The organism is Paenibacillus xylanexedens, assembly GCF_017874615.1.
In the GTDB taxonomy this organism is placed as follows: Bacteria; Bacillota; Bacilli; order Paenibacillales; family Paenibacillaceae; genus Paenibacillus; species Paenibacillus xylanexedens.
In genome coordinates, this window is record NZ_JAGIKV010000006.1 from 102300 (window position 1) to 115540 (window position 13241).

Sequence of the window (13241 nt, forward strand, 5' to 3'; positions counted from 1 at the left end):
GCATTCAACTCCCGTAACCGTATTTATAGAGTAGCCGGACCAGAACCCGAAAACCGTGCATCAGGTCTGCTTCAGCTGTATATTCAAGCGGATTATGACTGATACCGTCCTGACTCGGCACAAAGATCATGGCTGTCGGACAAGCCGGCTGAAAAATCTGCGAATCATGTCCCGCGCCGCTTGGCATTAGCCAATAGGACAACTGCTCCTGCTGACAAGTATCTTGTATGTCTGAGATCATCTCTGCATTCATAGGAATGGGCGTCACCGACAGATGTTCTTCCCAGTCCAGTCCGAGCTGCTGCTCGGCTGCGATTCGACTAAAAGCGTGAAGCGTATCCTGCCAGCAGCGATCAATACTCTCCTGCCGGATATGGCGGATATCCAGTGAAAACACCGCCCTGGCTGCAACCACGTTCCCAACACCCGGATCGGCTGTGATTCGCCCAACCGTGGCTACGAGCGGTTCGCCTGCATCCAATGCGATACCTCTTACCGCAGCAATCATCTCGGCTGCTCCGGCAAGTGCATCCTTGCGCCAGGACATCGGCGTCGTCCCCGCGTGATTCGCTTCACCGCTCACGGTGATACTGAACCGCTTCTGACCTACAATGTCGGATACAACTCCAATCGAATGTCCAAGACGTTCCAGAACCTGACCTTGCTCAATATGAAGTTCAATAAAGGCACCATAATTTTTCGCGGCCGGTCTATATGCACTATCCGGTCCAAAGCCCGCATGGCTTATCGCTTGTGCAAAAGTAACACTGTCTTGATCCTTCAAATGCTCTACATCTTCCAGAGACGTTATTCCTGTTATACTGCGTGAACCCCAATACGCAAAAGGAAAGCGACTTCCCTCTTCTTCGCATAACGATACCACTTGAAGTGTGCGCTTCGGTGCTCCAAAATGCTTCTGCAAATACTCCAAAGCAAGGACACCCGCCACCACACCGTAAGCACCATCATATTTGCCACCATACACGACAGAATCAATATGTGATCCGGTCACTACCGGTAATTCTTCAGCACCAGTCGCTGATTCCTCACCCTCGCCCTTGAGTGTGCCATACAGATTACCGGACTGGTCGAACTCGGGAGACAGCCCTTTCTCCTGCATTTTGGCAGCAAGGGCAACTTGTGCTTCACACCAAGCCGCGTCATACAACAGTCGTGTGACGCCGCCCTGTGCGTCTGCACCATATGTCGATAGCCAGTCAAGCATGGCTTGCAGCTCCACCTGTTCTACATTTGGCAAAGGAAGAGGTGCGTTTGTACCGGATGACCGGTATACTCCAGACTCCGTCATGGCGTTTCCTCCGTTCCCGCTTCGATGGGACTAAAAGAGTAAGCCGCAATGTGTTGCCCGATTGGTTTGGGAGATAACCCTGATTCCGAGTTGTAGACGCGCTGCCCACGGCAAAATACGTCTGCAATCTGACAGTTAAATGTACGTCCCACATAAGGGCTCTGTTTATGCGTATAGAGCAGATCCTCCGTATTCAGGGTTGTGCTCTTCTCCCAGTCAATCAGAACCAGATCTGCATCTTTGCCAATTGCAATCTCTCCTTTGTTCTCCAGACCAAGCCTTCTGGCAGGTTGCAGGGAGAGCACTCTTCCGAGCAACGGAAGTTCGATATCACGCTGAAGATGTCCATCCTCCAGCATAATTAGCAGTGTGCTTTGTGCCCCGGATATGCCGCCCCAGATTTCAAAGAAGTTATCAGATTGTTTCATGGATGGAGGACATGGCGAATGGTCTGAGGCAATAACATCAATTAATCCTGACGTCAGTGCATCCCATAACTGCTCCTGTTCAGATGAGCTGCGAAGCGGTGGAGCGCATTTCGCTACAGCACCCAATCGGACCACATCCTGATCGGTCAGCGTCAGATAATGAGGGCATGTCTCCGAAGTGACATTCTGCCCACGCCGTTTTGCCGCTGCAATCAAGTCCAGTGCTTCCCGGGTACTAATATGCACAAAATGCAGCGCACATCCGGTCTGTTCACCATATTTCAACGCCCGGGCAACCGCAACGACTTCGGCTTCAACAGGACGGGACCGGATATAATCCATCGGTTCAGTCTTTCCCTCAGCGATACTTTTCGCACCGAGTTCGGCAACGATGCCTTCGTCCTCTGCATGAAGTGCAAGCACACGGTTTAAAGTTGCAATTTCATTCATCCCGTCCAGCAGCGTATGGTCATCGGCTCTGGCAAAGATGTCTTCCCCTTCTCCACCCGGCTCGGACATAAATGCCTTGAATCCGGCTGCACCCAGCCGTGACAGTGGAGCAAGTTCCTCACGATTGCCGGGAACCAAGCCTCCCCAGAAGGCATAATCGACATAGGATTGGTCTGCCGCTGCTTTCATTTTCATTTCCCATGCTTCCGGTCTTGTGGTTGGCGGTACGCCGTTAAGTGGCATATCGACATAGGTCGTGATTCCCCCTGCGGCAAGGGCTGCCGAACCCGATCGGAATCCCTCCCAACTGGCGAGTCCGGGTTCATTGAAGTGTACATGAATGTCCACGACACCCGGCATCGCCGTAAGGCCTTCAGCTTCTATAATCCTAGTCGCTTCGCCAGCGGCCAGCCGTGTGGATATGTCTGTTATTTTTTCACCAGTAATGCCAATATCCAGTTGCTCTACCCGATCTTTCAGCACCACCCGGGCCCCCCGGATGATGGTATCAAATGTTGTCATGTGGATGACCCTCCCCCTGAATCAGAACCGGATGTGTGCATATTCAGCTTCCCCGGTATGTACTGTAACCTCCTGGAGCAATCAATAATGGAATATGGTAATGGCTTAAGGCATCAGATACAGCAAAACGAATCGGAACAATCGTCCATAGCGCCTGTCCCAGCTTCTCCAACGAACGCTGTGCGTAATAACTCTCGACATGGAATTGAAGCTCATATATCGCTTGCTCCAGCTTGCCGCCATCCAGCAGCGGCATATCCAAACGCCCATCCGCATTCGTCACCGACTCCGCAACTTTTGTCTTGTTTTCCTGCTCTCCATCCCTCTTCAGGGTATACAGCTCGATCCGAACACCCGCAGCAGGCACGCCTTTGGATGTATCCAGCACATGTGTTGTAATTCGTCCACCAGATATCGACATCAGACGTCACCTTCTTTCACGGAGTCACGGCCGTCTGTTCCCAGATCATCCCTTGTCATCGAGAAACCCTGGAATCCATATGGTGGTCTCGGCTCGGTAAATACTTTGCCTTCTCCCTCTTTCACTTCCTCCAGCACTGTCTCCCATGTCCGATTGTTGGATTCAAATGAAACCTCACTCAGTTGCTCGAATCGGCTTAACAACCTTCGTCCAATCTGGTAGATCAGATGTTGAATGGAAGCGGATCGACACTCATGAAATACCGCAGCAGCCAAATCTCTGACCTGTTCCGCCGCTACATACCGTCCACGCTGATCGTCGATGCCATCCCTCGAATCTTCATAACGCCAATTGATGTTCAGGAAAATAAATAACGGTCGATCCCATGTCTCTGGAAGAGTGGTATATTCATCCTGCATAAATCCGGCAAATTCACTGCCTTTGACCTTGATCAGTCTCAGATCGGCTACACCACTGAAATGGTTGCTTAGTTCAATCGAGTCTCCTGTTCGTTCCGCTTCCACCGCAGCTGTCGCACGATCATTCTGCGAATAACGAAATACGAGCGCACTCGGTCGATAACTTCCTTCCAATTCAATGGGTATATCTTCAAAAGGAATCTGGTCCGCTGTCATCTGAACCTTGCTCATCTGCGGATACGTCTCCAGGAAACGCCGACTTACCAGCGCAAGAAATCCTTCCACCGTCGCCCCTGTGTAATCCGCTGCATGTTTGAGAATAAAATTTTTCATCGAATCGGTTGCGACCACCAGCGAATTATCCCCTTCTGCAAAAGAAGGCAAGAATTCATCGCCCTGCACAGCGACCTTAATGTTCAATCCAAACAGAATATTGCTGCGTCCCATAAAAGGAGATTCCGGAATGGACTGTATACCCGTCAATGGCTTGGCGTAGGAACGGTACATCCACACATCCCCTTTGCCGTAATACATGGTCCGCTGCTGCAATGCGGCTGGCTTGCTCACGAACTCATGTTCATGACCGATCTGTGCAAGCCACTGCTCCAAGCGAATGCCCGCAATCTTGAATACTTCCTTCAATGCAGTCTCGAATTCTTCTTCCCTGCCTCGGCGATGACGTTGCCTCATGGATTCGAGGATGGAGCTTGCGGTATGGCCTTTTACGGCCAATATGAAAGGAAAGCCAAATTGGCTTGTATATGCTTTGTTTAATTGTTGAAGTTCGTTATATTGCTCCTGTGAGAGTGAATCAAGCCCTGCACCGGCCTGCTCCTGAACGGAGTTGCTGCTCATGCTGATTCGTGCTCCAAGATCCGGGTGATTTCGAAGCAACTGCAACTTCATCTTGTCATCCGATGCCTGAACCACGTTTTTCATCATTTTCATCATCTGTTCAAATGAATCAAAAGGTCGTAAAAGCCCGGCACGCTCAGCCACCCATGGTGATTCCTCAAATAAGCCGCCAAACGCATGCACAAACTGTGTGATAGACCAGTTGTTAACAAGTTTAATTAAGTCGCTCATGTTAGAACCTCCGGTCTGTTGTGGATTATTGTTCTTCATTCTAAGTGTCGTTCAATATCGCGACAACAATATTTACGCAATTTTGTAATATAACATAACATCAGAGTTGTGATTTGTTTGCTGTGCACGGGAAGATCAGCTTTTGTTGCCCTTAAACATGAAAAAACCGCACTCCATCAAGGGAATGCGGTTCATGGGGGTCTGACCGGGTAGCATTGTCATGTTACACAATGTTCGGTCTAGAGTTGGACATTGTGCGGTCTTGCAGCTGCTTTGTCCCGCACGAACTTGCGGAAGGTAAATACCAGCTTTAATTTAAGCAGATCATTCGTTTTCTTAAAGTCCATTTGCAGCAAGCTACCGACTTTCTCCATACGATAAGTGACCGTGTTGCGATGCACAAACAGTTGCTTGGCAGCTTCATTGATCAGTCCATCATTCTCGATAAAGGACTCCAATGTATTCATCAATACCTGATTGGGATCACCGTCCCTGGCAAGCAGTGGTTCGAGTACTTTATTACAGTAGTTCTCCATAATGTTATCCGGTACGTGTTGGAACACATAGGCAAATTCGAGCATTTCAAATTGCAACGCACGGTCTTTCATGCCGAACCGACGAGCCAGTTGTCGTGTATCCAGACACTCCTGGTATGCTTCACGGAGCGATTTGGGTTCATGTTTCATTTTGCTGATCCAGAAACGCGGAGCCGGTGCCCCTTTTGCTTCTTGTGCAGCCAGAACATCACCGAACCGGTTCAACAGAAAACCTGACAGCTCCTCTCCATAATCTCGCCCTGTTGGACAGGTATAGATGGACAGAATGCCATCCTCAATCTGAAAATGCTGTGAGGCCGTGAATTGCATTAGCGGATTGTATTGTAATTCGCGATGAATCTGTTTAAGTAGCTTTCCTTCGGAAAACAGAGTCGGTTCAAGCGTAATCAATACGCACTGATATGTTCCCTGGAATAGATGTACACCTTTGTTTTCACTCAAAGTGGTCAATTCCTGGATGGTCATTTTGTTATCCAGATACTGTGAAAGCAGCGTACGCATCTCATCTTGCACAGTCGGATTAATATGCTCGCGATAAGTCATATCCATATAAAATGCCAGTACATCGGCAGCCTGCTGGAACAGCTCTTCTTCTGCCCGAAGGGATAAGGCTGAATTGGTAAACACAAGCAACGAGCCGTATTCTTCATCATTTTGCTTAATTGGTACGCGGTGACAGCTTCCTTGATTCCATTTCACTCGATGCATGACGGATTTCCAAGGCCAGCCTTGAGTTACCGCATCCCCTGCAATGCCTTCACTGCCATAGAGCACATGCCCACGAGAACCAATGACGGCAATCGGATAGTTCAGCACCGTGGCAAGTTCGGCAAACACATTCCGGTGTGGCTGCTGTTGCAGTGCAAACTGCATTAATTTCTTTTGCTTCTGCACGACCTCATTGAGTAATCGGTTACTACGTTCATGTTCAGCCTTGAATAAGGCATTCATCTGGTCGGAGAAGGTGAATTGAAAGGGAAGCTCAAGCAGCGGCAAACGAAGTCGATCGGCTTCCTCGACAATGCCTTGGGGAATGGACTGCCAGAAGCGTCCCAGCTTGATGCCGAGTCCTGCACAGCCGCGTTCATTCAAGCGCCGCATCAAACGCAGTGCATCTGTTTCATTGTCTTTCATAATAAAAGCGGTGGTGAACAGCATTTCTCCGGATTTGATCCAATCCGCGATATCAGGAGCGTCCATGACGTTAACGGATTTCATCATCCGTGAAGTCCCTTCTCCACCCGCAACCAGTTTGGCCTCTGACAAAGGGTATACCTGTAAAGCCTCTTTAACCGTAAGTTGCATGGACACTACCTCCCATATATATAACACAATATCGTGTTATTCTTGTTTCAACACACTTAATTCTGGATTATACTTCTAATTAAATCTATATTCATCCATTTAATTTTGTTTATTGTTAAGTATTATAACATCAAATTCCGGAATAAAGCTTACACGACAAAAAATAAAACCTATGACCTAATTACAGCGCACTTTCCTGTAATCGGCATAGGTTTTTAGATCAGATTTCCATGGTTTCGTGATTCATCCATAATTTCATACGGGATAATACATCTTTGATATTCAGTGGTTTGCTGAGATAGTCCGAAGCACCTGCTGCAATACATTTCTCCCGATCCTCTTTCATGGCTTTGGCTGTCAGTGCAATAATCGGAAGCTGGGTCATGCCAAGTCGTTCACGGATCTGGCGAGTCGTCTCATAACCATCCAGTTCTGGCATCATAATATCCATCATGATGATATCAGGTTTGACTCCTCCACGCTCCAACAATTCCAGACACTCGTACCCGTTCTGGGCTGAGATGACATTCATACCGTATTTCTCAAGGGCGTTAGCCAGGGCATATACATTACGTATATCATCATCAACGACAAGTACTTGGCGTCCGCTGAGCAACGCTTCTTCCAGAGGTGTCAATAAAACATCCGATTGTCTGGAAGTCATTGAAGGAAGCTTATTGATCTCAGGTGTAGTGGTAGCCACCTCATTCAGGAACAACCGCGATGCATTCATAGTCTCAGGTTCATCTCTTCGCAGTGGCAGGAATAGCGTGAACACGCTGCCCTGCCCCTCACGACTTGTAGCCGAGATTGAACCACCCAGCAAATTCGCAAGCGATTGAGAGATGGACAGGCCAAGTCCGGTCCCCCCGTATTTACGTGCTGTAGCTCCATCCGCCTGTTTGAAAGCATCGAAGATCTGAACGAGTTTGTTATCCGCAATTCCGATCCCTGTATCACTGACGGAGAAAGCAATCACGTCGGTCTCTTGATCTTTCAATTCAGGATGAGCCAGACTCATTTTGGAGATGGTTAAGGCAACTTCACCCTCACTGGTGAACTTGAATGCGTTCGAGAGCAGGTTTCGGAGAATCTGATGCAATCTCATCTCATCCGTCACGATCGTTTCCGGTAAAGGACTTTGGAGCTGAATCCGGAAATCCATTTTTTTCTGTTCGGCTGTTTTCAGGAAATACTGGTTCATGACTTCAGGAACACTGCCCAGATAGACATCATCGAAATCCACTTCCATCTGTCCGGCTTCCACCTTGGATAGATCCAGAATATCATTGATCAGATTCAGCAGGTCTTTTCCTGATTTGTGAATGACTGAAGCATAGTTCTGCTCTTCACTATTCAAGTGTTGATTTTTATTTTCAGACAATATCTCAGATAAAATCAACATGCTGTTGAGCGGTGTCCGCAGTTCGTGGGACATGTTCGCCAAGAATTCGGATTTGTACCCCGAGCTCGTTCGTAACTGATCCGCCACAACCGAAAGTTCATTGGCTGATGTCTCTGCAGCACTCTTCTGTACTTCCAGACGATCGTTCAGCATATGAAGCTCTTCGGTCTGCATCTGCAGTTCCTCCGTCTGAGACAGCATTTCTTCGGTCTGAGCCTGAAGTTTCTCTGATTGTGTCTGTAATTCTTCATTCAGAACTTGTGACTCATCATATAATTGCTGTAACTCCATTCGAGTGACGGTCGAGTGTAGTGAAACACCAAAAATATCCGTCAGTTCTTGCATCAGCTTCATATCATTCTCTTGCAACGGCTTCATTGAAGCAAGCTCGATTACCGCAATCGTTCTACCTTCGAAGAGGACCGGTACGACAGTAAGTGATGTGGCAGATGTATACCCGAGACCCGAAGAGATTCGGATATAGTTCTGGGGCAGATCATTCATGCGTAAAACTCGCTTCTCCACAGCACTTTGACCTACAAGCCCCTCACCCGGGGCAAGCGACACTTTACCGAGCGAACGTTCTTTCTCTCCATCCCCAGCATATGCAGCCACGCGCAGCAGTCGATTGTCTTTCCAGTAATATAAGACGCTATATGGAACTTCAAACAACACGGCTAGCTCGTTCAGGAACAAGCGGGACAATCCCTCCAGATTGGTCGGGTTCTGTAAGAGTGTGGCAATCCCTGTAATCTGGTCCTTGACCCGATTCTGTTCCTGTACTTCATCCAGTAATTTGTTGGTTTCGTGGCCCAGGTCTCCCACTTCATCATGTGTCCGCACCTGAATTCGCTGCTTCAGGTTTCCACCTTTGGAGATATCACTGATAGTCTGCATAACATCTCGCAACGTTTTGACGATATTTCCTGATATCACAATCGCGGCTGCAATGGATAATGCTGCAATAATACCCCACAGCGTGTACATAATCGTCAGCAGTGTGGAGCTGCGTCTGGCAAGTTCAGTAACCCTCGCCTCGGTCAGAGCGATCTCTGTGTTGCGAAAGGTTGTAAGTTGAGAGCGCAGTAGATCAATTTCAGTTTTACCCGGATCAGATTGAAAGAATGCAACTACTTTCGCTTGATCCTCTTGCTTTTTCAAGTCCACCGACGGCTCCCCAGCAATCTCAATCCAGCGTGTAATATGAGCTTTGATGCTTTGCAGACTCTGCTGCTGTGAAGGATTATCGCTAATGAGAGCATTCAACTGATTATAGTTGGAACTCCATTGGGATAGGCCTTGGGAATAAGGCTCCAAGTAACTTTCATTGCCTGTAATCATGAACCCACGCTGTCCTGTCTCCATGTTCAAGACATTTTTTTCAATCGCGTTGGTCAGATTATGTACTTCCAGATCATGATGGGAGATAAAATCATTTTCCTTCTGTAACACATTAATTTGGGCCGTAAGCACTAGCAGAACAGCACCAAACAAAAGCACAACCACAAGATAGCCCAATAAAATTTTGGAGCGTATCGTAAATCTTCTCGTTTTTGACAACGCGGAAACCTCCAAATATATACGTATCCCATTCAATTAAATTAAAACGGTGCATATGTAGTTTATATGTATACGTATAGTCTGACAAGCTTTAAGTTCATCGGTAAGCATGAGAAAAACGACCTGCTTCTGCAGGTCGTCCTCTTCATTGATCTATATTGCTCATTTTGGCTGATTTTAGGCCTTTGGAGCGATCATTTTGGCTGGATCGACATATTGATCAAATTGCTCTTCGGTAAGCAGGCCGGTTTGTAACGTCGCCTGTTTCAAGGACAAACCTTCTTTATGTGCAAGCTTCGCAATTTTGGCTGCATTCTCATAACCAATATGCGGATTAAGCGCTGTAACCAGCATAAGCGAGTTGTTCAGATTATGTTCAATCTGATCCAGGTTAGGCTCAATGCCTACGGCACACTTGTCATTAAACGCAATAATGGAGTCCGCCAGGAGTTGCACGGATTGCAAGAAGTTATAGATGATAACCGGTTTGAATACATTCAGTTCAAAATTACCCTGACTTGCCGCGAAACCAATCGCTGCATCATTACCCATGACCTGCGTAACCACCATAGTAATGGCCTCGCTCTGAGTTGGGTTGACTTTACCCGGCATAATGGAACTGCCTGGCTCATTCTCAGGAATACGGATCTCGCCCAATCCACTACGAGGACCACTGGCCAACCAGCGAACATCATTGGCAATTTTCATCAAATCAGCTGCAAGCGCTTTAACCGCACCGTGCGCATATACAACTTCATCATGACTTGTAAGTGCATGGAATTTGTTTGGTGCAGATACAAAATCTTTCCCCGTATGCTTGCCAATCTCCTTGGCAGTGAAGTCCCCAAAGTCCGGATGTGCATTAATGCCCGTTCCGACAGCTGTACCGCCGATTGCAAGCTCCTTCAGGTACTGCACACTTTCACGAATCATGCGCTCACTCTTGCCCAGCATGGCTTCCCAACCACTGATCTCCTGACCAAGCGTAATTGGTGTTGCATCCTGGAGGTGAGTACGTCCAATCTTGATAATATCCTTGAATGCCTCCGACTTGTCTGCAAAAGTGGCTTTCAATACCGCGATTGCTGGCAAAAGTTGATCCTCAACAGCCAGAACACCTGCGACATGCAGAGCCGTTGGGAATGTATCGTTGGAGCTCTGGGACATGTTCACGTCATCATTTGGATGCAGACGCTCTTCCTTGCCCTTTTGCTCCAGCAGTTGGTTCCCAAGATTCGCAATCACTTCGTTCACGTTCATATTGGATTGTGTTCCGCTTCCCGTCTGCCATACTACCAGTGGGAAATGGTCATCAATCCGGCCTGCAATAATCTCGTCTGCTGCATAAGCAATAGCATCGGACTTAGCCGCAGATAATTTACCTAATTTATGGTTACTGGCCGCAGCACTTTTTTTCAAAATGGCAAGGGCACGGATAACTTCCATCGGCATATGTTCACTACCAATCGGAAAGTTCTCCTTGCTGCGCTGCGTCTGAGCTCCCCACAGCCTGTCGGCTGGTACTTTCATTTCGCCTAACGTATCTCTCTCAATGCGGTATTCCACTTGCTTGTCCTCCTCCAAAAAGATGGTTTGGGTCTCTACAAAGCTTGTGTATCTCGTCATATTATACATGATTTACGAGCAGGTTTTCACCTTTTCGACAAAATTGTAAGCGTAGCTCAAAATGAGCGTGAATTATTTTTGTGACGCAATGGGATACAATCGGCTGCTCTGTTCGAATAGTTCACCTGGTTCCAGACCGATCAATCCGATTTCTTCTGCAGGGATGCCTTCAACATTAGGAGCGTTAACCAGGTTCATCTGTGGTTCAGGACAGAAGAATTCGCCACCCATGTTATTGTTCCAGATCATCCAGTGCTTGTAGGAGGTACCCACATCGTATACCAGTTTGTCTCCAGTACGGTGATCCGTAAGTTCCATATAGTTACGTCCATTCTGAGGCTCCGCAGTGTAATGATTATCCATGGCAGCAAAGAACGGACTTACCCCATCTTTCTTCAATTGTTCTTCCTCAGGTGTAAGCGGTTGAAATTGTCCTGTTGGCAGAGAACGCTCGTTCAATTCACGACGTTGTCCAATCGTAACTTTGGCCGTGTAATCCGAGGCTTGACTGTCCGGTGCAAAAGGTACAGCGATCGCCGTGTGGAATGCAAACAAATTCGGCATATTTTCAGTCCCGTTGTTGCGGACGATCAATTGCTGCTGAAGTCCTTGGCTGCTCAAAGAGTAACGAAGCGTCACCGTGAACGTAAACGGCAAGTACTTATAGAATGTATGCCCTTCTTTCACGTCCTGACTAAGCAACACATAACTCTCCAGCTGATCAGAACCGTATCCCTCGACCTTCCACTCGGTATCATGCAAAAATCCATGCAAATGGTTACCCGTAGCCGGTTCGTTCACAGGCAACTGATAGACTTTACCATTCCAGGGGAAACGTCCATCCTCATAACGGTTCGGTGGCGAAAGAATCGGAATTCCATAGACCGCAGGTGCAGCCATAAATTCATCCATCTGATCCTGATTCGGCTCTCTCAAGTAACGGAAACCCTTTTCTGTATCACGGAAAGCAACGAGGTTGGCACCCACGCTTGGAATAACCGCCGCTTCAAACTGATTAAAACGAAGCCAAACGGCCGGAATCCCTCCAAATTGTTCTTCAAATGCTGCATTTTGCTGTGTCATCGTTATATGTACCTCCTGCATACTAAGGTTATATTATACGGCTCGACTATATCATGCCCGAGCCCAAAATACCAATCTATGATAGAGAACAAATTCATAATAGAAAGACAAAAAAGACAGGAAAAAGACAGCTGCAATACGTTACGGCTGTCTCTGCTGTCTTTCATATGATGGTTCAATTAATCCACATATTTGCCGTGATCCGGCACAGTGCTCTCTTCAAAGTCCAGATCAAGCCGCTTCAAGGATTCACTCAGCATATCTCCGCTCAAGGCATGCCCATGCCCGGTAATCGCAAGTTTCGGTTCCAGATGCCTTATATGCTGGACAGATTGATGTGCTGCCTGCCAATCGGTTGTAAAATAGGAAGGCGGGCCATGCAACTGTTTGTCCTGAAGCAACACACTCCACAGCGACTCCTGCTTCACTGTGATGATTGCATCTCCCGCAATTAACAAACGGTCTGCTTCTCGAAACAGCGACACATGTCCAGGCGTATGACCTGGCGTGTGCACCCACTCCCATCCTGATAGACCTGGAACGGAATGATCTTTGGGTAAACTGAATATCCGATCATCCAGATTGATTGCCTCATTAGGATAAGCGAATGACAACCTGGACATCAGACCTCCACCTACAGAAGGGTCCGCTGGCGGGTAATCTTTTAATCCCGTTAAATACGGAATTTCAAGCGGATGAGCATACACTGGCACACCCCAGAATTGTTCCAGCTCAATAACGGTTCCTACATGGTCGAAGTGACCATGCGTCAATATGATCGCAGACGGCGGACCTTGAAATCGTTCTGTTGCAACCTGAACAATATAATCCGTGAACCTCGCCATTCCGGTATCCACGAGGACCCAGTTCCTGCTTCCTGTCTCTCCGATGAACACGACATTAACAAATAATGTACGTAGACTGAGAATATCGGGCGCGACTTCTTCAAGTCCCGTCAACCCTTCTGTAATCAGATTGTCAGATGTCATTCACGGTTCCCTCCCATTTGGCGGATTGTCTCTCTGGTTCCATTCATCTCGTAGACTTCCCTTTTCTGGATCATCTATTCA

General features: G+C 47.6%; 9 protein-coding genes. All 9 read right to left on the bottom strand.

Annotated elements, in window-relative coordinates; translation table 11 throughout:
- Positions 1-4: 4 nt before the first annotated feature.
- The 9 genes from J2Z28_RS09800 to J2Z28_RS09840 all read right to left on the bottom strand — a co-directional run bounded on the left by J2Z28_RS09800 (position 5) and on the right by J2Z28_RS09840 (position 13160).
- A complete protein-coding gene (locus J2Z28_RS09800) occupies positions 5-1309 on the bottom strand; it encodes a Zn-dependent hydrolase (RefSeq protein ID WP_211082286.1) in 1305 nt (434 codons plus the stop codon).
- Entirely contained in the window at positions 1306-2709 is a 1404-nt protein-coding gene (allB, locus tag J2Z28_RS09805) for an allantoinase AllB (protein ID WP_211082299.1), read from the bottom strand. The genes J2Z28_RS09800 and allB overlap by 4 nt, the downstream gene beginning before the upstream one ends.
- Positions 2710-2752: 43 nt before the next feature.
- Positions 2753-3130, bottom strand: coding sequence for a hydroxyisourate hydrolase (gene uraH / locus J2Z28_RS09810; RefSeq protein ID WP_211082301.1), 378 nt, complete (start codon positions 3128-3130; stop codon positions 2753-2755).
- Positions 3130-4635 carry a factor-independent urate hydroxylase gene (pucL, locus tag J2Z28_RS09815; protein WP_211082303.1) on the bottom strand — a complete coding sequence of 502 codons (1506 nt, stop codon included), beginning with the start codon at positions 4633-4635 and terminating at the stop codon, positions 3130-3132. The genes uraH and pucL overlap by 1 nt, the downstream gene beginning before the upstream one ends.
- 239 nt (positions 4636-4874) lie before the next feature.
- Positions 4875-6497 carry a PucR family transcriptional regulator gene (locus J2Z28_RS09820; protein WP_211082305.1) on the bottom strand — a complete coding sequence of 541 codons (1623 nt, stop codon included), beginning with the start codon at positions 6495-6497 and terminating at the stop codon, positions 4875-4877.
- A 220-nt stretch (positions 6498-6717) separates the two neighbouring features.
- Positions 6718-9462, bottom strand: a complete 2745-nt coding sequence (locus J2Z28_RS09825; RefSeq protein WP_244988207.1) for a CHASE3 domain-containing protein — start codon at positions 9460-9462, stop codon at positions 6718-6720.
- A gap of 177 nt (positions 9463-9639) precedes the next feature.
- Positions 9640-11028: a class II fumarate hydratase gene (gene fumC, locus J2Z28_RS09830; protein WP_074095411.1), complete on the bottom strand. Its 1389-nt coding sequence runs from the start codon at positions 11026-11028 to the stop codon at positions 9640-9642.
- Between the two features lie 132 nt (positions 11029-11160).
- Positions 11161-12171 carry an aldose 1-epimerase gene (locus J2Z28_RS09835; RefSeq protein WP_211082307.1) on the bottom strand — a complete coding sequence of 337 codons (1011 nt, stop codon included), beginning with the start codon at positions 12169-12171 and terminating at the stop codon, positions 11161-11163.
- A 179-nt stretch (positions 12172-12350) separates the two neighbouring features.
- The gene (locus tag J2Z28_RS09840) at positions 12351-13160 is read right to left on the bottom strand and encodes an MBL fold metallo-hydrolase (protein WP_211082309.1); all 810 of its coding nucleotides are present in this window, start codon (positions 13158-13160) and stop codon (positions 12351-12353) included.
- Positions 13161-13241: the final 81 nt, after the last annotated feature.